This window comes from Paraburkholderia sp. RCC_158 (assembly GCF_041355255.1).
Taxonomy (GTDB): Bacteria; Pseudomonadota; Gammaproteobacteria; order Burkholderiales; family Burkholderiaceae; genus Paraburkholderia; species Paraburkholderia graminis.
The window spans coordinates 64221-84241 of sequence record NZ_JBFUPM010000011.1; the positions used below are offsets into that span (position 1 = coordinate 64221).

Below are 20021 nucleotides of genomic sequence, written 5' to 3' on the forward strand. Positions count from 1 at the left end.
CGCTCATGACGATCATCGAACCGCGGCCGCTGCGCATCATTCCGTCCGACGCCGATTCGCGTCCCGCCGCCGACGCCGCGCGCGCGCGGCGTTTCGATTACGCGGCGCTGGTGCGTCGCACGCGCTCGCACCGCACGCCGGTTTCATTCGACGAAGCCGCAGGCGCGTCGCAAGCCGAGTGCGAGTGCGCAGCAAACGGCGCGGCAGAAGACGACGCGCACGCGAACCGCTTCGGCGACGATCACGCCCGCGATTCAAGCGCCAAAACAGAAGCCGAGACCGAAGCCCATGCCGCCGATGAAAGCGCGCGCGCATCGGAACGCGCTATCGCCGCGCACGAAGCGTTGCTACAGCGCTTGCCGCCAGCGACGATGCCCGCCGTCGACGCCCTCTTTCGCACGCAAGGCCATTTCCTCGAACTGGCGCGCTCGCTCGCGCGAGAGGTCGCGGCCTTCTGCGCGGACCCGGCCATCGGCGACGCAGGCAACTGGGAAGTGCGCATTCCGCTCGACGAACGCATTCTGCCGGACACGACGCTCTATCTGTCTCTTTCGCGTTTCTGGTTGTCGCTTCGGTTCGACACGCGGGGCATCGAAACGCGGCAGTTACTCTTCGACCACAGTGCGATGCTCGAACGCGAGCTCGCTTCGCTGCTGAACGCGTGGGGCACGCCGCGCGACATCGAACTGACGGTGTGGTGAGCGCGCCGCCCGTCGTTTATCCTGGCCGACGCTGGCCGCATTCCTGAACCGACGCCGCATGGGTTATTCGATCGCCGAAATGCCAGGGGTGGACGCTGCCGCGGAACGTGCGGCGGCGAGGGTTCCCCAAACGGCGCCCATCGCAAGACTGCCGCTTCGCGCCGTGCCGCCGCTTGCCGCGCGCGTCGCGCGGCTCGTCTGCGATGCCGGCACTGCGCAATGGCTCGCGCGCGATGCCGCTATCGTCGATTGGCAAGCGACGCTCGAACCCGCTGCCGAGCGCAGTCACGCGCCCTTCGAACAGCCCGGCGTGCTCGATCTCGCGCATGCGGCCGGCGCGGTTCGCGTGCTGTTCGATCTCGCCGCGTATCCTGCCCTCGACATCGCCGCGCTGCCCGACGGCACGCTCTCTCGCGCGCCCGTGCCCGGCGATACGGCTCGCGCGTTGCGCATCGCCGTCGCCGGTGTGCTGCTCGAACCGCTGCTGAAGCGGTTCGCTGCGCTCGGCCTCGGCGATATGCATGTCACTCAGCTCGCGCGCGGCACGCCGCCTGAACCTTCGGCGCACGATTGCGCAACATTCGACGCGACCTTCTCGCTCGACGGCACACGGCATCGCGCGCGCGTGCTGCTTGCTGCGTCCGTGGTGGACGCGCTCGAAGCATTGCACGGCACCCGCAAAGTCCACCTTACCGCCGACACTTTTCGTGCGCACGCTTCATCGCAGACACAAAACAGCGCGCCGTTCGACGGCTATAAAGTGCCCGGACGCCTGATACTCGGCTCACGCCGTCTGCCCGTCGACACGTTGCGCGCGCTCGAAGCCGGCGATGTGTTGCTGCGTTCGCTGCCGGGCAACTTGCGCGCGCTGCTGGCGGCCAGCGGCGCAGAACGCATCGACGAAACCTGCGCCGCTCACCCAGCCGACGCCAACGGCACGACCCACGCCACGACCCACGCCACCCCGCTCGCCGAGCCCGCGACGGCGATGGCGACCGCCACCGTGGCCTGGGGCTCGCCCGGCCTGATGCGCGTTCACGCGCAAGTCAACATTGAAGGCCGCAGGCTTTCACTCACGAAGGAGCCCATCATGACCGATGAGCTGGACCCCGTTCGCCCGGACGATTTGCTCGCACCGGATCAACATTCGAATCCGATCGACATCGGCGAACTCGATCTGCCCGTCCAGTTCGAAGTCGACACCGTCGCGCTGCCGCTCTCGCAACTGTATGCGCTGCGCCCCGGCTATGTGCTCGAACTGCCGACGCCCGTTGCCGACGCGCAGCTCAAGCTGGTCACGCACGGACAGACCATCGGCTATGGCGAGCTCGTCACCGTGGGCGATCATCTGGGCATCCGCATTTTGCGCATGGCGCACGGCGATGGTCCAGTTCAGTGACATCACCGGACTGCTGATCGTCATCGTTGCGATCAGCCTGGTCCCTTTCGTCGCGATGGTCGTCACGTCTTACGCGAAGATCGTCGTGGTGCTCGGCCTGTTGCGCAATGCGCTCGGCGTGCAGCAGGTGCCGCCCAACATGGTGCTCAACGGCGTGGCGATTCTCGTGTCGCTGTACGTGATGGCGCCGGTCGGCATGCAGGCGATGCAATCGATGCAGGGCCAAACGATCGCCGGCCAGCCCACTCAGGCGCTGATCCAGGTCTTCAGCGCCGCGCGCGAACCGTTCCGCACGTTCTTGCAGAAGCACACGAACGAGCGCGAAAAGCGCTTCTTCATCCGCTCGGCGAATGTCGTGTGGCCGAAAGACGCCGCGTCGAGCCTGCATGAAAACGACCTCATCGTACTCGCGCCCGCCTTCACGCTGACCGAACTCACGGACGCGTTCAAGATCGGCTTTCTGCTCTACATCGCGTTTATCGTCATCGATCTGATCATCGCCAATGTGCTGCTCGCGATGGGCTTGAATCAGGTCACGCCGACCAACGTGGCGATTCCGTTCAAGCTGCTGTTGTTCGTCGTGATGGACGGCTGGTCGACGCTGATTCACGGCCTTGTGATGACGTATCGTTAGCACGCAAAGATCGGGAACATCGACTCATGGACATTGACTCATGGACATCGACACGCTCGTTCGCTTCACCACTCAGGGCATGCTGCTCTGCATGTATATCTCGCTGCCTATCGTGATCGTCGCCGCGCTCGTGGGACTCGGCGTGTCGTTCCTGCAGGCGATCACGTCGATGCAGGATCAGACGCTTTCGCACGGCGTGAAGCTGATTGCGGTGACGGTCGCGATCGTGATCGCCGCGCCGTTTTCAGCGGCGGCGCTGCTGCACTTCGCGAACGAGATCATGCATACGGCGGTGCCGCAATGACGCGCGTCGGCACACCGTTCAGCGCGGCGTCGCTGACGGCACACGCGGATGCGGCTCGCGAACGCTCGCAGCAAACAACGGTCGCGCGCTTCGCGGTGTTGTATCGCGGCACGATTACGTTCAGCTATGCGCGCACGCAGCAAGCGGCGATGCGCGGTTCGCAGCTCGCGCGCAAGCTCGCGGCGCTCAACGCGCGCAGGCGCAATGCCGCGCGTCGCACGGGCATGCGACGGCCCATCGTCGTGACGGGTAACGATGCGAGCGAGCATGCGCCGGATGCCGCCGACTCCGGCCGTATAACGCGCGACGGCGGCGGTGGCCGCGGCAATGGCGGGCAATCGCATGACGGCCGCGACGGCGCTGACGGCGAGAATCGCGAGAATGGCGCGCCGCGCACGCAGGTTCGCATGCGCAGCAGCGGCCGGGCGGCGATCGCGGCACCGGAGCGCGGGCCGTTGCAGAAGTTCGTCGACGTGCAAGCGGGTCGCGCCGATCTTTCGGAGACGCTGCCGCGCCTCTGGTGCGACGCGCTGCTCGCATCGCGCGATGAAGCCGCCGCGCGTCCGCAGGCATCGCTCGATGCGCTGCTGCATGAGCGCTTCATCGATCTGCTTCGCGTGCAGTTGCAAACCGGTGCACCCGGCGACGCGGACATGGGCGCATGGCGGCAGCGGCTGATCGACGCGTCGGCATCGCGAGGCGCTGGTTCAGATCGCGCGGGCGCAGGCGCAGGAGGCGAAGCATCGGCGGAACAAATCGGCCGCACAGGACGGCTTAATCTGCTGTTGCCGCTGTTGCTGCTTAGGTACGGCAAGCCGTCGACATCGCCAATGCGCGAGCGCGCATTGAACGTGCGCATCGTGCAGCGCGGCGCGGCGCTTGCGGCCGCCGCGCGCCGTTAGTGCCGTTAGTGCCGTTAGTGCCGTTAGTGCCGTTAGTGCCGTTAGTGCCGTTAGTGCCGTTAGTGCCGTTAGTGCCTCGCATTCTCCCGCCCTCGCGCGCAGTTTCGCTTTCCATGTATCCGCTTCGCATTGTGTGCTGGAACGTCATCGGCGGCGGCTAGAGTGAGTGTCGAAGGCGTGCCGCTGCGCGCCGCATCATCCTTGAACGGGCTTTCCATGACGAAGCTGCTGCGTATCCTGACTGGCGTGCATGCCGGCGCGGAATTGCGTCTCGGCACCGGCGCTCATCGGATCGGCGCGGACGACGACGCCGACATCCGCATCTCCGACTGGCATGGCGACGATGTGCTGCTCATCGTCGATGCGAGCGGCGTGGTGAGCGCGCGTCGGATGATGGCGGTCATGGCGGGAAACTTCGCGGCTCAAAGCAATGAGTCAAGCAGTAACAACAACGAAAGCAACGACGGCACTCAGGGAGCCTTCCCCACATCGCAAGACGAAGACGAGCCGGGCACCGTCATCCTGCTCGAGTTCGTGCCGATGCAGTTCGGCGATACCGTCGTGTGCATCGGCTCGGACGACGCGGCCTGGCCGAGCGATCTCGACCTGCTGTCCACGCTGCTCGTCAAGCCGGACGAAACCCGGCGCGCGGCGGAGCGCTCGCGCCGCCGCAGAATGACCGGCATCGTCTCGGCGTGCGCGATGCTCGGCGCGGTGCTCGTGATCGGCTCGGTGATGCTGACGACAGCCGTCAGCCGTGCCGCGTTGCCGCGCGACGCGGGCGACCTCGCGCAGCGCGTGAATCTCGAACTCGCCGCCGCGCACATGAAGGAACTGCACGCGCAGGTGCGAGGCGCGACGGTGATGGTGAGCGGCATGGTCGCGACGCCCGACGAAGACACGCAGGTGCGCAAGATGCTGATGCGGATCTCGCCGAACGGCATCGTGAGGCACTACGACATCGCGCAGAACGACGTGCGCAACATCGCCGATTCGCTCGCGATGCAGGGACTCAAAGTCGTCTACACAGGACGCGGAAACTTCGAGATCAGCGGCAAGGCGGCCAATCCGCGCGACGTCGAATCGGCCGTCGCGCGCATGCGCCACGATCTCAGCGACAACGTGAAGGACGTTCGTGTGCGCGTCGCGCAAGCTGACGATGCGTTGCCGTCGGCGCCTTCGTTCTCTTTCCTGATGTCCTCCGACGATGTGCGCTACGGACAGACACCCGACGGCGTCAAACACATTTATACGCTGCCGGAAGAGCCGGCTTCGTCGGCGGCTTCTGGTGCGGGAAACGCCGCGGAAAATAGCGCGAGCGATGCGCAGAAGAATGCGAGTAGCGACGAAACATCCGCCAATAACGGTCCCGCGATAATCGCGAGCGGCGCTGCACGCGGCGTGATGCAGCCCGTCGAGGATATTCCCGCGACGCCGCCCTCGCCCGCCCCGCGCGCGGCGAACAAGACCGCGGCAAACAAAACCGCTTATCTGCCGCTACCGAAGTGAGGTTCCCATGACGCAAACATCGAACATCTACGCGCCGCTCGAAGCGTGCGCCGCCGACTTCAACGATCTGCAGAAGACGCTCGCCGATCCGGCCGGCGGACCGCGTCTTGCCGCAATACGCGAGGCGCTCGAGGCGACCGCGAAAAACGTCGGCGAGGCGCACGGCGCAACCGAACTCGACCGCAACGATCTCGCGAAGCTCTATCGCGGTCTGCTCGCCGCGAGTCGCATCGTCGGGCAGCTTGCGGACAAACGCGGCGCAACCTGAGCGCCGCGCACGAGGCTCGCCCCTGCGCGGCGGCTGTGGTTGCCTGCCGCACAGGGCAGCATTTCTTCTTAACTTGAGCACGAGGAGGTCTTATGTCTATCGGTCCGGCAATGGGTGCGATCACCGGCATGGCCGCGCAAGGCAGCACCGCTGCTATCGGCGCGGCGCAGGCCACGCTGCAGATGTCGCTGGCGGGCGCGGTTGCCAACACCATGAAAACCGCGGGTCAGACGATCCAGGGCGGCACCGGGCATTAAGCGCCAGGCGCGCCGCAAACCGCGCTGCGGAATGCGGTGCAAGCTTGTCGCCAGTTTGCCGGCCGGCTCGCGGTTCGCCGCGTGCCGGCTCTTTGCGTCATCGGCGGGATTTTATTGAGTTGCGCGGGCCTTTGATTTGGACACCAACGATAGTTCGGAGCGCTACGCATCATTGGTGCGCGATCTGTGCGCGACGGTCGGCCTCGCGGATGCCGAGCATGTGTTGCGCACGCGCTCGATCGAGGTGGAAGGCTTCGACGTGCGGCTCGAACACTTCGAAAACGATCTCGACGCGCTCTACGCCAATTTTCATTACGGCACGGTGACGGCCGGCCGTACGCTGGTCGTGTTCCGGCTGATGCTGGAAGCGAACCTGCTCATCTACGCGCAAGACCAGGCGCAACTCGGGCTCGATACGGATACGGGCGGCATCGTGCTCGTGCTTCGCGTGCCGATGACTTACGACGTCGACGGCGCCGCGCTCGCCGATCTGCTCGCGCACTATGCCGAGCATGGCCGCTATTGGCGCAAGAACATCATCGAATCGACGGATGAGATGTTCGAAGGGATCGTGGCGGGGGAATTTACGTGGCTGCGTGCTTGAAACGACGCGAGTTGCTGCGCGACGGTGTCGAACCTGTTCCCGTGACGCAGCCGCCAACTTGATGACGCACACGCAAGCGAAGACGCGACCGCGTACAGCGGCCGGTCAAGCGCTGCATGACAGCCGGCTCACGTCGCGCCGTGAATCACCTCGCCGACACGCTTCGTGAATTCAACGAGCAACGCGATGTTGGCGAACATGTCCCTCGCGGCGGCCGCGTCGAATGCGGCTTGCCCGATAGGAGGCGCGTCGGAGAATCGCGTTTGCACGGGCCGAACCGGCAGCGTGCGCGTCCACGACGACTGGCTATCGTCGTCGACGCGTGCCGCGCCTGGCGCGATCACCACGACACTTGGTCTGCGCAGCACCGGCAGATTGTCGCCGCCCTTGCGCGACAGGCTGAACTTGACCGGGCCTTGCGGCGGCGATGCGATGTCGCGCAGTTGCGCCAGTTCGCCTGCGAGCTTGACACTCGTCGGCACGAGCGCCGCGCGCCCGGCGGCTTTCTCTGACGACGCGTGATGACCTGCACCTTCTATGCCGCCGACGCTCGCCGCCGGCAATGCGGCAATGGCTTTGCTGCTCACGTTGGACTCTCCCAGGTTCGGCGCGGCAAACCGGCATGTGCCGCCATGACGGCACCTTAGCGTTGGCTCGCACGCGACGTATCGGGCCGCGCGAAATGCCGGCAGGCGATGCGAAAGTGTGTGCGTTCCCCTTCGCATTCGCGCCTCCGCCTTCGCGGCATCCGCGATGTGTCATGCATCTCTTCATCGACAATCGGATCAAACGCCGCGCCTGGAGATCTCCGATGTCGCCATCGCCATTCCGCTTTCCCGCGCTGATCGAATCCGCCGACCTGTTGATGCGGCCGCCCGAGCCGCGCGATGCCGAAGCGCTTTTCGAAGCCATGCTCGGCGATGCCGCGACGACGCGCGACCTCAGTTTCAAGCGTCACACGCAACTCGACGAGACACTCGCATTCATCGACGATTCCGTGCAAGGCTGGCGCGACGGCACACTGATCCGCTGGGTTCTCGAAGACCGCGCGAGCGGCCGGCTCACCGGCATGATCGAATTGCGGCCGCATCCGCCGCGCGTCGAAGTCGGCGTGATGATCAGCCGGCGCGGCGGTGCGCGTCGCCGGCGCGCGGGCCTGCATGCGCTGCGCAAGCTGCTCGCGTGGATGCTCGCGCAGCCGCCGATTCTGCGCATTTACGCGTATTGCGCCGTGGATGGCGACGCGCACAGCAGCATGGAGAAGCTCGGCTTCACACTCGAAGCGAAGCTGACGAATTACGAATGCCGGCCCAATCGCGGCCTGCTGGCCGGCGACAGTTATCTCTATGCGATGACGCGTCCGCTGCAAGCGCCCGACGACACGCCTGCGACACGCTGGCTCAACGAATACGCGTCGCTGGACGCACATCTCGACGCGGGCGATGTCCAGGATCCAGCGAATGCGCGCGCGGCTGCGGAAGAATCACACATCGTCGCTTCGTAATTCGATGCCGCGCTTCGCATCGCGCGGCGCCGCAGCAACCGGCTGTCACATTGGGAGGACATAGTGCAACGCGGTCTCCTTCTGCCGCGTCGACATGTTCCGCTATCGCCCGCTCGATGTTTCGTCCGCTGACAGCCTGATCGAAAACGCGCCTGCCGCGGCGCAAGCGGAGGCCGCGGCGGCGCTCCCGCCGACGCCGACGCGGCGGCGCATGCCTGAGTGGTTTCGCGGGGCGCTTGCGCGGCCCGCGCGGGTCGTCGGCGCGCGCCGCGTCGAATTGAGCACCGCGCTGTTTCAGCACAGCACGCAGGGCAGCGCGTCGGGGCCCGAGGATCACGCGCCTGGGGAGCGCCGCTTTCCGCCGATCACCACGGCGAGACATGCGCGGCGCGGGACCGATCCGTTGGCGGATATGGCACTGCTGGCTGCGGGTGCTGCTGGTGCTTTGGGTACGCGCGAGGGTGGCGCCGTCGCGCATGACATAGATGAAGCGGATCAGGCAGCGACGTCATCGCGGCAGATTCCGCTCGATGCCATCACGACGCGCGCCGGGCTCGTTGGGTATGTGCAGCGGCTATTTAACGACGGCTTCGAGCAGCCAGTCGATGCAGCGGCCCTTGCTGATCGTTTGCATCGACTTTGCTCGGCTGAGGAGCGGGTCGGTGCTGCCTCGCTCTCCGCTTACGGGACGGCCAATGAAACCGTCAGCGGTATCGCAAACCACACCGCCAATGCGACCACCAGCGAGACCGCCAACGACATTGCGAACCGCGCCGCTAACAACACCACCACCAACACCACCACCAACAACACCACCAACGAAATCGCCAACGAGCTTGCGAACGACATCGCGAACAATACCGCCGACCACGCCACCGATCTCAACGACATGCAAGCGGCGCTGCGGGGCGCACTGTTAGCCGACGCGCTCGCCCAAGCGGGCGCGGCCGATTGCCGATCCGCGCATCTGATGATCGAGCGCATCGGCATGCTCGACTTCGCGGCACCGCATCTGCGGCGTTCGGCGAGCGACGCCGAGCGCGACGCATGGCGCGCGGCGCGCGTGCTCGCGCGCTCCGGCGAGGGCCGCGCGATACTTACCGCGCTGCGCAGCGCGACGCTCAATCCCTACGACAACGACCTCCATCGCTTCGGCGTCGAAGCGTTGTTGACGAGCGCCAATGCACTCAAGCCGATCCACGCAGACGATTCGACCGCAACCGACGATCCCGCGCCCGGCGCACTCGCGGCCCGCATAAGCACGATCGGCGAAAATCCGCGAGCCGCGGCTGCGCCCACACCGAATAGTGCTGGCGCCACGACGCTGGCCGCACGCGCATTCGATGCCGCATCGACCCTGCTGACCCACGGGCGCGACGCATTGACCGCCGATCAGCGAGGCGCGCTGTTCGCGTGGCGTCAGTCGTTCCGTGGCGACGGGCGCCACAGCGAGTTGTCGCAAACGAAGCAGCGCCTCGCGCGCTTCACAGAAAACACGATTCCGCGCGTCGGCGAAAAACGTTGGAAGACGTTGCTGCCGCGCATATTCCGCGGTCGGCACGGTTCACCGCTTTCCGCGCTGCGTCTCGGCACTCAGGGCGTGCCGCGCCAAACCATCGCCGCCGAAGAGGCGAAGGTCCGCAAGCACTTGCAGGCGGCGCTGCCGCAGTTGCTAGAAAGCCCGGCGATGGATCCGCGCGCGGCGCTCGCTCATGCACGGCCCGAGGCGTCGCTCGCGGAACTCGCGGCGCTAAGCGTCTGGCTGGAGCGCGGCGGCTTTCCACCCGGCCGTCTCGATGACGACACGCTGCGCGCGATCGCGCAGCGCGCTCACGCGATGTGCGAGGAAGCGACGCAGCCGGTGCAGGTCGGTGCGAATTCATCCACATCGGCATCAGCAGCCCACGCCCCGATGCCGCGCCGCCTCCGCGCCAGCCTCCGCCGAACCACCGCCGCCTGGCTCACAATGCCGCCGCAGCAGTTCGCGAAAACGCGGCCGTTCCGCTTGATCGCGAAGCGCCCGTTCACCGTCGAACGCCTTGCGGTGTGGGGCAAGGTGGCGGGCCTGCCCGACGACGCGCCGTTCTGGCACACCGTGAACGAGTTGCGGGCGGCCACGCAGCATGCGCCGGACATGCGCGCCGCGAACAATGTCGACGATGTGCGCGAGACGCTGGTCGACGTGGCCGCGAATCTGCAATCCGGGCAGCGTCTGCGCCTCACCGACGGCGGGCGGCAAGGCATCAGCACGCGCGGCCTGAACATCACCGTGGAAACCGTTCTGCGCGGACACGGCATGCCGATTTCGCCGCGCCTCGATCTGCGCGCGTCGCGCACCCGCGAGGCGGTGATCGACATCAGCCGCTCGACGCATGGCGCGGCGCTCTTCATCGGCACAGCGAAGTCGAGCATGCGGCAGGTCGGCGCGGGGCTGCTGGTCGGCTATGACGTGAGCACCGCGTTGACGGCGCTGCGCGCGGGACTCGTCGCGAACGCCACGCTGCATGCGCGCGAACTCAGCGAGCCGCGCGGCGTGACGCTGCGCGTCGCGCGGCGGTTGCTGCCCGACGGCAGCGGCTACGACGACGCGTCGCTGCGCGCGAAGCTGGCCGGCATCGTCGAGCATCTGTTCGACGAATCGGCCAGCGCGCACGACGACGGGCCCGAAGGCGTCTGGAACCGCCTCGCGTCGCGCTACTGGGACGACGCGGACGTGTCCATCAGTTGGACCGATGCTCACACGCTCAACGGCCGGCGCGGCGTCACGCTCGACGCGAACGCGACGGCCAGGGTCGCGAGCTTCGGCCGCGACACCGTCGTCGATCCGGGAAGCGGCGAACGCACGCGTCCGTTGTCGGTGCGAACCGGGCCGTCGGCGGGCGGCGGCTGGCAGCGCTCGCGTCAGAGCGCGGAAGTGGTCGAGCGCAGCGGCCGCGTGCAGGTCGAAGAGCATCGTGTCGGCATCGGCAGCCATTGGCAGTTGCGTGGCGGCATCGCGCCGGGCTTTTCTCATCCGCTCGATGGCGAGGGCCGGCACACGGTGGGCCTCTTTTCTATCGACGCGCCCGCCGCGACGATGACCCTGCGCGAGCGCAACCGTTCCGCGAAGCTGCTGCTCGTGCGCGAGGATGGCCGGCTCAATCATCGCGGCTCGATTCTCGACATCGAGTATCTGGACGCGCGGACCTACACGCGCGCCGTCGATGACGCGCGCGGCGAGCTCGTCGCGCTCTTTGCCGCCGAGGCTCTCGCGCGCCGCGAGCGTAACGAGGCGCTCGGCAAGAGTGGTCATGCCAGTCATGTGCGTTACGAACCTTCGCCGGACGCGCAGGCGGCGGAGCGCATCGACGAGCATCTGGCGAGCGTGCGCAAGAACCAGCGGCCGAATTTGACATATGTGCAGCGCTATCGATTGCGGCGGCAGGCCGCATTGCGGCTCGACGCGAATCACGCGGCGCTCGCGCAGGCGGGCGGCGACGCTCGGCTTCAGACGCGCATCGCCGCGGCTAACGCGACGATCCTGGACGACCCCGCTTCGTGGATGGCCATCGAGCTGAAAGTGAAGGAGCGCAATGCGAGCGCGCGCAGCTTCGGCCCCAACGCCGTGCTGCAACTGACGACAAGGACCGGCGCTGTGGGCGATCGGGAGATTGTGACGGAGGGTGTGCCGTTTGAGGTGCTGGAGGCGTTGGATCGGTGAGGGTGAGCGAGAGCGCGGTGGTGAAGGTGCTGCAAGCGTTGATCGCTGAGGTCGGTCGCGGGCGCGACGTTCGAGACCTTGCAAGCGTGGGATCGATGAGTTCGCCGAGGACGCGACGTCCGGGACGCTGACCGCGTTGGATCGCTGAGCGCGATCCCGCTTCGCGTGTGCGATGGAGGGTTCGCATCGGCGGATATAAGTCCTCCGCAGGAAGACGACAATCCGCTGATTGAGCCGTTCCGCGGCACAGGAGGAATCATGTCGACTCCCGTTGGCGGCAACCCGCCATTCTCCGATCCGCGCATCGGCAACGGTCAGTATGGTCCGCAAGGGCCCGACGATGCACATTCGCCAACGGGTCCGCACGTGCCAGGCGGCGCTCGGGCCCGGCCGGGCTCGAACTCGCCTATCGATGGTCTTCCGCACGCGGCAAGCGGTACGTCCGGGGACGGTGCGCGAAGGGTGCGATGGAGCGCGAACGGGGGTCGAGGTGCTGCAAGCGTCAGTGGTGCGGGTGTTGGTAACGCCGGCGCCGCTGGCCCCTCTCCCGGCGCTTTCGGCGGGCCGAGTTCCGCCGCTGCCGGGCAGCCTCACCCTCCGTATCCACCGTATCCGCCGCATCCACCGCATCCACCGCATCCACCGCACCCGCCGCACGCCCCGAATTACCAGCCGCCCGCGCAAGGTCTTACCCAGCCGTGGCAAGGCAGGTCCAGCATGAAGGGTTGGGCCGTGGTGGCGGGGCTGATGACGATACCCTCGGTGCTGTCGCTCGGAATGATGGGCGGCGGCATGTCGTTCGGCGCGATGAGCGCGCTGTTCGGACTGAGTTCGATCGCGGAGATGGGCGTGCTCGGCATGCTGCTGTTCCGCGGTAGCAGAGGCGCGGGACAATTCGGCGCGCGTTGGCGTCAATATGGGCAGCAGTCGGCGCCGTATGCGCAGCCCTGGCAGGGAGGGCCGCAGGCGCACTATTCCGGCGCGCCTGGTCAGCCGCCGTTTTCGCCACCGCCTTATGCGCGGCCGACGGGTTGGGAGGCTAATGCGGCGGCGTACGGCTGGCCTTCGTCGGGTGCGCAGCCTGATGCGCGTGTTGCCGCCCGGTCGGGACGCGGGTGGCAATGACGTTACTCGTTGAGCGCTATTGCCGCCAGGCGCGCGGGTGCCTGGCGACTACCAAAGCGAGAGCGGCATCGAGATCGGCTTACACATTGGCACTGGCATCGGCGTTCGCACTGGCTCGGGCATCGGCTTCACCTTCCACTCCGGTATCGGCGTCCGGTTTCGGTTCGGCTTCGGCATCGGCACCCGCTTAGCTTCCGGTTTCACTTCGCATCGCTTCGGCATCGCCCCACTCCGCCACCCCACTTCGCATCCCCACTTCCCCCTTCGCGCCTGCAAGCCATCTGCATGGACCGGTTTCTACGCTCGATCAGGTCACCTCCGATCGGACGAAGCCATGTCGCTTGCCCCCAGCGTGCAGCAGTTCCTCGCGCGTCGCACGAGCGCCGGCGCGCAGACTCTCGACGCCCTCGAGTTGCGCACCGCGCGGCAGCGCTTCGATTACTACACGCCGCTCGGCGACGTGCCGCCGCGCGCGCTCGCGGCCGTCGAAGACCTGACGATCGAAACGCGCGACCACGCCCGGCTGGACGCGCGCGTCTACTATCCGGCGCCTCCGTGCTGGGCCGATCCGCAGCCCGCCTTGCTGTTCTTTCATTCGGGCGGCTATGTGGTCGGCAGCGTCGCGACCGCCGACGCGCTATGCCGCGCGCTCGCCGACGAAGCCGGCTGCGCAGTCGTCTCGGTCGGCTATCGGCTGGCGCCGGAATACCGCTTCCCGCATGCCGTCGACGATGCATTCGACGCCCTCCGCTGGCTGCATGCGAACGCGGCGTCGCTGGCCATCGACGGCACGCGGCTCGCCGTCGGCGGCGAAAGCTCCGGGGCCACGCTCGCGACCGTCTGCGCGGTCGGCGCGCGCGACAGCAGCATCCGTCTCGCGCTGCAACTGCTGGTTTATCCGGCGCTGTCGGCGGGAATGGAAACCGAAGCGCATCGTCAATTTGGCGACGGCTATTTTCTGTCGCTCGACATCATCCGCTGGATTCAGCGGCATTACCTCGCCACTGCGGATGACCGCCGCGACTGGCGCTTCGCGCCGCTCGACGGCGAGCGCGAAGCGCCGCGCGACTGGAGCGGACTCGCGCCCGCGTGGATCGTCTCGGCGGAATACGACCCGCTGCGCGACGAACACGCGCGCTACGTCGACAAGCTGAAGCGCCACGGCAACGAAGCGAGCGTCGTCTATTACCCGGGCATGATCCACGGCTTTTTCTCGATGGGCGGCATGATTCCCGAGGCGTCGCTCGCGCATCGCGATGCCGCCCGCATGCTGCGCTCAGCGTTGGGCATCCCGTGAATCTGACACGCGCTCGATTCCCGCGCCACTATCTCGCCGCGCGGGCAGCACGTTCCAGCCGCGAAGGATCGCCGCGATCTGCCGCGCGTAGCGGTCGCGCAATGCCGGCGTCGCCGAATGGTAGGCGCCCACCGCCGCCCAGGTATTGCCGTACCTGACGATCTGCCGCCGCAACTGCCACGCGGCGATGTAGATGTTCTTGCACGGCGTCATCAGTTCGTCGCGCGTGATGCCGTAGCGCGACAGCGTGCGCAAATGAATCGAGTTGATCTGCATGACGCCGTAATCGGTCGAGCCGTTCGCGTTCGCGTGCGTCGCGCCAGGCTGGTTGCGCGACTCCTGCCAGGCGATCGCGCGCAGAATCAGCGGATTGACGTGCTGATAGGCGGCGGCATCGTCGAAACAGTTGGCCTGCGCGGGCGTTGCGGCGCTCGCCGCGCACGCAATCGCCAAGCCGACGGCACACGCATGCACGCGCGATGCAGCATGCGCGCGCAGGGCTCGCGCATCGACGCGACGAGTCGGGCAGAAGGCGGAAAGCACTGACGTCACGATTAAAACGCGGGTGGTGAACCGGGGCTCTCATCATGCCGGCAGCACTGCGCGCCGGGCATCGTTCGCGCGAACCCGCGCGCGGCGATGCGAAGCGCGCCGTCGCGTCTATTCCATCCGCGCTGATTTGCTTACGGCGAAAGATCGGTTCGTCAGGCTCGCGCCCGCGGGTACGATGGATTGGCCCATGCATCCCTAACTTTCTCGCCTGCCATGTCCACGACAACAAATCGAAACCACCGCCGCTCGTTCATCAAACTCTCCGTGGGCGCCGCCGCGGCAGCCGCATCGGTCGCCGTCTCGCCACTGGTGTCGCCGCTCGCGTTTGCGCAGGCGCCGTCGCAAGCCGCGCCGCGCTCGCTGCGGATCGGCAATCAGAAGGGCTACCTCAATCTGCTGAAAGGCCGCGGCACGCTCGAAAAGCGGCTTGCGCCGCTAAACGTATCTGTGAGCTGGACGGAGTTTGCCGCCGGTCCCGTGCAACTGGAGGCGCTGAACGTCGGCTCGATTGATTTCGGCGATGTCGGCGAAGCGCCGCCCATCTTCGCGCAAGCCGCAGGCGCGCCGCTCGCCTATGTCGCGGCGACCGTGCCGCGGCCGCAATCCGAAGCCGTGCTGGTGCCGCCGGGCTCGTCGATCCGCTCGGTGGCGGATCTCAAGGGCAAGAAGATCGCGCTCAACCGGGGCAGCAACGTCCACTACTTTCTCGTCAAGCTGCTGCGTCAGCATGGCCTGCAATACTCCGACGTGAACGTGGCTTACCTCGCGCCCGCCGATGCGCGCGCCGCGTTCGAACGCGCCTCCATCGACGCATGGGTGATCTGGGACCCGTTCTTCGCCGCCGCGCAGAAGACGCTCGGCGCGCGCGTGGTGGCGGATGCGAGCGGCGTCGTCGGCAATCGCGGCTACTACTTCTCGTCGCAGAGCTATGTGGCGAAAAATCCCGACGTGATCCGGATCGTGATCGAGGAAATCGAGAAGGTCGACCAATGGGGCAGCCGCAACAAGGACCAGTTGTCGAGCGAACTTGCGCAGCTTTGGGGCTTGCCGAAACCGGTCGTGGATGCCGCCGTGGCGCGTCAGCAGTTCGGCACCGAGCGCATCACGCGCGCGATTCTCGGCGAACAGCAGCAGATCGCGGACGCGTTCCTCGACCTCGGCCTGATTCCGAAACACGTCGACGTGCTGAGGGCCGGACCGCCGAATCTGGCCTGAGGAGCCGCTTGCAGACACTGCGGTCAGCGCTTAAAAGCCGTGTCCCGCGATAGCTTCCTGTAAAGCCCGGCGAAACTCCGGGTTGCTCTCGCGGCTGCGGTGGACTAAATCTAAAGCCGGGGCGCGCTCAGCACATTCAGCGCGCACAACGCGGGCCGCGATCACACCACGTCGCGCCACGCCCCGAGCCAGACAGAGGAGATACCGTCATGGGCATGCGCCCCGATCCCACGTTCCACGCCTCGCCGCGTCTCGCGATGGATGCGCCCGCGGAAGAATACGCGTACACGCTGCTGCTCAGCCCCGACTTTTCGCAGCCGGACGCACTCGCCGTCATCGACGTGAAGCCCGGCTCGCCGACTTATGGCCAGGTGGTTCACACGGTGCCCGTGCCGAACAAGGGCGACGAATTCCATCATTTCGGCTGGAACGCGTGTTCGTCGGCGCTCTCGCCGCTCACCGGCCACGCGTTTCTCGAACGGCGCTATCTGATCATTCCGGGCATGCGCTCGTCGCGCATTTACATCGTCGATACGAAGCCGCATCCGACCGAGGCGAAGATTCACAAGATCATCGAGCCCGAGGAAATCTTCCGCAAGACCGGCTATTCGCGTCCGCACACGGTTCATTGCGGACCCGAAGGCATTTACGTGAGCACGCTCGGCGGCGCAGGCCCGGACGGCACCGACGGCCCTCCCGGCATCTTCATCATGGACTGCGAAACGTTCGAGGTGCTCGGCCGCTGGGAAATCGACCGCGGTCCGCAGCAAAAGCACTACGACTTCTGGTGGAATCTGCCGCGCGACTACATGGTGTCGAGCGAATGGGCGCTGCCGCCGCAGTTCGAAAACGGCATCGTGCCTGAGGACCTGCTCGCGAACAAATACGGCCACGCCGTGCACTTCTGGGACCTTCGCGCGCGGCGCAATGTGCAGACGATAGATCTCGGCGCGAATCACCAGATGGCGCTCGAAGTGCGGCCCGCGCACGACCCGAGCCGTGAGTACGGCTTTATCGGCGTGGTGGTCGACACGACCAATCTCGAAGGCTCGATCTGGACCTGGTGGCGCGAAGGCGGACAGTTTCACATCGAGAAGACGGCGACGATTCCACCGGAGCCCGCCGACCCGGCATCGCTGCCGCCGTTGCTGCAAGGATTCGGCGCGGTGCCGCCGCTCGTCACGGACATCGATCTTTCCATCGACGATAAATTCCTTTACGTCGCCTGCTGGGGCACCGGCGAAATGCGCCAATACGACGTGACGGAGCCACGCAAGCCGAAGCTCGCCGGCTCGGTGCATCTTGGCGGCATCGTGCGGCGCACGCCGCATCCGAACGGCGAGGCGTTCACGGGCGGCCCGCAGATGGTCGAGATCAGCCGGGACGGCAAGCGCGTCTACTGGACGAACTCGCTTTACTCGACGTGGGATAACCAGTTCTATCCGAACGGCGTGCCCGCCGCGCAAGTGATGGCGCATGCGGACCCGGCAGGCGGCCTCGCGCTCGCGGACGATTTCTGGGTCAGGTTCCCCGACGGCTACCGCGCGCATCAGATCCGTCTGGAAGGCGGCGACTGCTCGACGGATTCGTTCTGCTATCCGTCGGTGGGCGTTTGAGCGCAGGCTGGTCGCACGCGGGCCTGTGGCTCGCGGTCGTCGCAAGCGGTTGTTATCACGGCGCAAATCCGGCGATGGGATGGCCGCTCGCCGTATCGAGCGCATTGATGCAACGGAAAGCGTGCGCGCTTGTTAGCGCGCTGCTGTGGCTCGCGACCGGCCATGTGCTGGCGATCTTCCTGATGGTGACGCCGTTCGCGATGCTCGGCGCGCTGCTCGCGTGGCAGCGCGAAATCCAGGCCGGCGCGAGCGCGCTCGTGATCGGCTTCGGCGTTTTCCTGCTGCTGTGGCGGCGTCATCCGCGAGTGCTCGCGCGCATTGCGCCGTCGCGGCTCGCGCTGTGGTCGTTCGCAATCGCGCTCGCGCACGGCGCGGGACTGATGCTCGTGCCGATCTACCTGGGCCTGTGCAGCGCGAACGATCTCGACCGCGCGCACGAAGCCGCGCAGACGCTGATGCAGTCGCGGCTCGGCATGGCGCTCGTCGTGTCCGGCGTGCATGCTGCGGCGATGGTGCTCACGGGCGGCGCGATCGCGTGGCTCGTCTACCGTTATCTCGGGCTCAGGTTCGTGTCGCGAAGCTGGTTCAATCTCCACGCGATATGGGCGTTCAGTTTTATTCTCGTCGGCACGCTGGCGCTTGTGCTGAATGCGGGCGATTTCGCCTGGTCGTGAATGGATGGACCGCGCGCCGAAACGCGCGGCGCGGTCCATTCACGTTATCGCGCTACTACGCTGCTGCGAGCGCCGCATCACGACCGCAGGGACGCATCATGGACGCAACACCGCGCCCTATTCCACGTTCGAAGCCTCCCGAACCACAGACGACACACTGTCGAAAGAGCGATCACCCATTCGTTTGAGCACGGCCAGAACTTCGCCGTCCGCGCCATTGCGCTGCGCAAGCTCGACCAGCTTGTCGCGGGTGGTCGGAAACTCCGCCCCTTCGAGCGCACGTTCGATTTCCTCCATGCGCGGTTCGTCGGGATGGCGGTGGTTCTGCGAGCGAGCGGGATGCTGAGCCATATTCATCTCCTTGCCGGTGGAAAAGCCTGGTCTCAACGGTTTCGCATAATGTGTGCCGCGCGCTTATTTGCCCGCCGCGCCCTGGGTTCTGAAGCGCCACTCGGTGACTCCGTGGAACGTCTCGCCGGGCCGCAGCACAGTCGACGGAAACGCCGGCTGGTTCGGCGAATCCGGAAAATGCTCGGCCTCGAGCGCGAACGCGTCGCCCTGCCGGTAGGTCTTGCCCGACGTGCCGACCACGCTGCCGTTCAGCCGTTGGCGGTGTAGAACTGCAAGCCGGGCTGCGTCGTATAAAGCTCGAGCACGCGGCCGCTTGCCGGATCGACGGCGCGCGCCGCAAAGCGCGGGAGCGCGTTTTCGCCGGACTTGTCCGCCGCGTTGCTTTCCTGCCGCGCCGCGTCAAGCACCCAGTTCTGATCGAAGCCGTGCGCGTAGACCAGTTGCCTGAACGACGAACGCAGCCGCTCGCCGATCGCGGTCGGCTTGCGCAAGTCCATCGGCGTGCCGGCCACGCTCGCGAGTTCGCCGGTTGGGATCGACGTCGAATCGGTCGGCGTGTAGCGCGACGCCGCGATCTGGATCGTCTGCCGCTCGATGCTGCCGCTGCCCTCGCCCGCCAGATTGAAATACGAGTGATTGGTGAGATTGACGACGGTCGGCTTGTCGGTGCTCGCGCGATAGTCGATGCGGAACACGTCGTCGTCCGTCAGCGTGTAGGTGACCCGCGTGGTGAGCGTGCCCGGAAACCCATTCTCGCCGTCGGGGCTCACGTAGCTCAGTTCGGCACTCGCGCCGTGCGGCGATTCGACCGGCTTCACGGTCCATATCTTCGCATCGAAACTCGACGGACCGCCGTGCAGCGTGTTCGGCGGATCGTTGACGGGCAGCGTCCACGTCTGGCCGTCGAGGGTAAAGCGTCCGTTCGCGATGCGGTTCGCATAGCGGCCGATCAGCGCGCCGAAATGGATGTTGCCGTTGAACTTCTCATAGTCGGCAAGACTCGCGAAGCCGAGCACGATGTTCGCCATGCGGCCACGACGGTCCGGCGTGCGAAGCTCGCTGATGACGCCGCCATAGCTCAGAAAGCTGACGGTCAAGCCGTGCGCGTTCGTGAGCGTGTAGCGCGTGACGGGATGACCATCGGCGGTGACGCCATACGGCGCCTGCGTCAGCGAGCCCGCCACCGACACGCACGGCAGCCACGCGCACGACAGCGCCACGAGCGTCGCACCGACAAGTCTCGCCGTGCCCGCTTGCACGCGATTTTTCGCGCTGCGGGGCGCGCCTTCGCCGGATCGCGCGACGACATACGGTGCCTGCCAATTCATGCACGACTCCTGGAAGCAAATAGGCAGCGCCTTGCAAAGCGCATGCCTCGCGCGTGCGCCAGGCATCTCGCGGGGCTTTAA

At 66.5% G+C, this 20021-nt stretch carries 19 protein-coding genes and 1 pseudogene; 16 read left to right on the top strand and 4 right to left on the bottom strand.

Features of this window, described 5'->3' with window-relative positions; translation table 11 throughout:
• Positions 1 to 5: 5 nt before the first annotated feature.
• From sctP to AB6809_RS21395, 9 genes are all read left to right on the top strand, one after another.
• Complete coding sequence (gene sctP / locus AB6809_RS21355) at positions 6 to 701, top strand: type III secretion system protein SctP (RefSeq protein ID WP_371027093.1); 696 nt, start codon at positions 6 to 8, stop codon at positions 699 to 701.
• 58 nt (positions 702 to 759) lie between these two features.
• On the top strand, positions 760 to 2100 hold the full coding sequence (gene sctQ / locus AB6809_RS21360; RefSeq protein WP_371027094.1) for a type III secretion system cytoplasmic ring protein SctQ: 1341 nt from the start codon (positions 760 to 762) through the stop codon (positions 2098 to 2100).
• Positions 2084 to 2734, top strand: coding sequence for a type III secretion system export apparatus subunit SctR (gene sctR / locus AB6809_RS21365; RefSeq protein ID WP_053860688.1), 651 nt, complete (start codon positions 2084 to 2086; stop codon positions 2732 to 2734). Before sctQ ends, sctR begins: the two co-directional genes overlap by 17 nt.
• 40 nt (positions 2735 to 2774) lie before the next feature.
• The gene (gene sctS, locus AB6809_RS21370) at positions 2775 to 3038 is read left to right on the top strand and encodes a type III secretion system export apparatus subunit SctS (protein WP_006047114.1); all 264 of its coding nucleotides are present in this window, start codon (positions 2775 to 2777) and stop codon (positions 3036 to 3038) included.
• A complete protein-coding gene (locus tag AB6809_RS21375) occupies positions 3035 to 3940 on the top strand; it encodes a hypothetical protein (RefSeq protein WP_371027095.1) in 906 nt (301 codons plus the stop codon). Before sctS ends, AB6809_RS21375 begins: the two co-directional genes overlap by 4 nt.
• A gap of 216 nt (positions 3941 to 4156) precedes the next feature.
• The gene (locus AB6809_RS21380; protein WP_371027096.1) at positions 4157 to 5449 is read left to right on the top strand and encodes a secretion protein; all 1293 of its coding nucleotides are present in this window, start codon (positions 4157 to 4159) and stop codon (positions 5447 to 5449) included.
• Positions 5450 to 5456: 7 nt separating this feature from the next.
• A complete protein-coding gene (locus AB6809_RS21385; RefSeq protein WP_006047111.1) occupies positions 5457 to 5717 on the top strand; it encodes a hypothetical protein in 261 nt (86 codons plus the stop codon).
• A 92-nt stretch (positions 5718 to 5809) separates the two neighbouring features.
• Positions 5810 to 5974, top strand: coding sequence for a hypothetical protein (locus tag AB6809_RS21390; RefSeq protein WP_006047110.1), 165 nt, complete (start codon positions 5810 to 5812; stop codon positions 5972 to 5974).
• A 136-nt stretch (positions 5975 to 6110) separates the two neighbouring features.
• On the top strand, positions 6111 to 6578 hold the full coding sequence (locus AB6809_RS21395; protein WP_029970641.1) for a CesT family type III secretion system chaperone: 468 nt from the start codon (positions 6111 to 6113) through the stop codon (positions 6576 to 6578).
• A 128-nt stretch (positions 6579 to 6706) separates the two neighbouring features.
• On the opposite strand, the gene AB6809_RS21400 is transcribed toward AB6809_RS21395, so the two are convergent.
• Complete coding sequence (locus tag AB6809_RS21400) at positions 6707 to 7165, bottom strand: hypothetical protein (RefSeq protein WP_371027097.1); 459 nt, start codon at positions 7163 to 7165, stop codon at positions 6707 to 6709.
• A 224-nt stretch (positions 7166 to 7389) separates the two neighbouring features.
• Here AB6809_RS21400 and AB6809_RS21405 point away from each other — a divergent pair, with 224 nt between their 5' ends.
• The 4 genes from AB6809_RS21405 (at position 7390) to AB6809_RS21420 (ending at position 14204) form a co-directional block, all read left to right on the top strand.
• Positions 7390 to 8082, top strand: a complete 693-nt coding sequence (locus AB6809_RS21405) for a GNAT family N-acetyltransferase (RefSeq protein ID WP_371027099.1) — start codon at positions 7390 to 7392, stop codon at positions 8080 to 8082.
• 94 nt (positions 8083 to 8176) lie between these two features.
• The gene (locus AB6809_RS21410) at positions 8177 to 11782 is read left to right on the top strand and encodes an autotransporter (RefSeq protein WP_371027100.1); all 3606 of its coding nucleotides are present in this window, start codon (positions 8177 to 8179) and stop codon (positions 11780 to 11782) included.
• Positions 11783 to 12499: 717 nt separating this feature from the next.
• Positions 12500 to 12907 (top strand): hypothetical protein, encoded by a 408-nt coding sequence (locus tag AB6809_RS21415; protein WP_371027101.1) that lies wholly within the window; start codon positions 12500 to 12502, stop codon positions 12905 to 12907.
• A gap of 334 nt (positions 12908 to 13241) precedes the next feature.
• Positions 13242 to 14204 (top strand): alpha/beta hydrolase, encoded by a 963-nt coding sequence (locus AB6809_RS21420; RefSeq protein ID WP_371027102.1) that lies wholly within the window; start codon positions 13242 to 13244, stop codon positions 14202 to 14204.
• Here AB6809_RS21420 and AB6809_RS21425 read toward each other — a convergent pair.
• Positions 14184 to 14678, bottom strand: coding sequence for a lytic transglycosylase domain-containing protein (locus tag AB6809_RS21425; protein WP_371027171.1), 495 nt, complete (start codon positions 14676 to 14678; stop codon positions 14184 to 14186). The genes AB6809_RS21420 and AB6809_RS21425 overlap by 21 nt on opposite strands.
• A 291-nt stretch (positions 14679 to 14969) precedes the next feature.
• On the opposite strand from AB6809_RS21425, the gene AB6809_RS21430 reads away from it, so the two are divergent.
• The 3 genes from AB6809_RS21430 (at position 14970) to AB6809_RS21440 (ending at position 18261) form a co-directional block, all read left to right on the top strand.
• On the top strand, positions 14970 to 15971 hold the full coding sequence (locus AB6809_RS21430) for a sulfonate ABC transporter substrate-binding protein (protein WP_307259035.1): 1002 nt from the start codon (positions 14970 to 14972) through the stop codon (positions 15969 to 15971).
• A 209-nt stretch (positions 15972 to 16180) separates the two neighbouring features.
• Positions 16181 to 17587: a selenium-binding protein SBP56-related protein gene (locus tag AB6809_RS21435; RefSeq protein ID WP_371027103.1), complete on the top strand. Its 1407-nt coding sequence runs from the start codon at positions 16181 to 16183 to the stop codon at positions 17585 to 17587.
• Positions 17584 to 18261, top strand: a complete 678-nt coding sequence (locus AB6809_RS21440) for a hypothetical protein (protein WP_371027104.1) — start codon at positions 17584 to 17586, stop codon at positions 18259 to 18261. The genes AB6809_RS21435 and AB6809_RS21440 overlap by 4 nt, the downstream gene beginning before the upstream one ends.
• Before the next feature lie 117 nt (positions 18262 to 18378).
• On the opposite strand, the gene AB6809_RS21445 is transcribed toward AB6809_RS21440, so the two are convergent.
• Together AB6809_RS21445 and AB6809_RS21450 are read right to left on the bottom strand one after the other, a co-directional pair.
• Positions 18379 to 18612: a DUF2795 domain-containing protein gene (locus tag AB6809_RS21445; protein ID WP_006047099.1), complete on the bottom strand. Its 234-nt coding sequence runs from the start codon at positions 18610 to 18612 to the stop codon at positions 18379 to 18381.
• Positions 18613 to 18675: 63 nt separating this feature from the next.
• Positions 18676 to 19940, bottom strand: a pseudogene (locus tag AB6809_RS21450) (aldose epimerase family protein).
• Positions 19941 to 20021: the final 81 nt, after the last annotated feature.

Bases quoted from the DNA above. Each gene is read 5' to 3' on its own strand.
- sctP (WP_371027093.1), top strand. From the start codon at position 6: ATGACGATCATCGAACCGCGGCCGCTGCGCATCATTCCGTCCGACGCC.
- sctQ (WP_371027094.1), top strand. From the start codon at position 760: ATGGGTTATTCGATCGCCGAAATGCCAGGGGTGGACGCTGCCGCGGAA.
- sctR (WP_053860688.1), top strand. From the start codon at position 2,084: ATGGTCCAGTTCAGTGACATCACCGGACTGCTGATCGTCATCGTTGCG.
- sctS (WP_006047114.1), top strand. From the start codon at position 2,775: ATGGACATCGACACGCTCGTTCGCTTCACCACTCAGGGCATGCTGCTC.
- AB6809_RS21375 (WP_371027095.1), top strand. From the start codon at position 3,035: ATGACGCGCGTCGGCACACCGTTCAGCGCGGCGTCGCTGACGGCACAC.
- AB6809_RS21380 (WP_371027096.1), top strand. From the start codon at position 4,157: ATGACGAAGCTGCTGCGTATCCTGACTGGCGTGCATGCCGGCGCGGAA.
- AB6809_RS21385 (WP_006047111.1), top strand. From the start codon at position 5,457: ATGACGCAAACATCGAACATCTACGCGCCGCTCGAAGCGTGCGCCGCC.
- AB6809_RS21390 (WP_006047110.1), top strand. From the start codon at position 5,810: ATGTCTATCGGTCCGGCAATGGGTGCGATCACCGGCATGGCCGCGCAA.
- AB6809_RS21405 (WP_371027099.1), top strand. From the start codon at position 7,390: ATGTCGCCATCGCCATTCCGCTTTCCCGCGCTGATCGAATCCGCCGAC.
- AB6809_RS21410 (WP_371027100.1), top strand. From the start codon at position 8,177: ATGTTCCGCTATCGCCCGCTCGATGTTTCGTCCGCTGACAGCCTGATC.
- AB6809_RS21415 (WP_371027101.1), top strand. From the start codon at position 12,500: ATGAAGGGTTGGGCCGTGGTGGCGGGGCTGATGACGATACCCTCGGTG.
- AB6809_RS21420 (WP_371027102.1), top strand. From the start codon at position 13,242: ATGTCGCTTGCCCCCAGCGTGCAGCAGTTCCTCGCGCGTCGCACGAGC.
- AB6809_RS21430 (WP_307259035.1), top strand. From the start codon at position 14,970: ATGTCCACGACAACAAATCGAAACCACCGCCGCTCGTTCATCAAACTC.
- AB6809_RS21435 (WP_371027103.1), top strand. From the start codon at position 16,181: ATGGGCATGCGCCCCGATCCCACGTTCCACGCCTCGCCGCGTCTCGCG.
- AB6809_RS21445 (WP_006047099.1), bottom strand. From the start codon at position 18,612: ATGGCTCAGCATCCCGCTCGCTCGCAGAACCACCGCCATCCCGACGAA.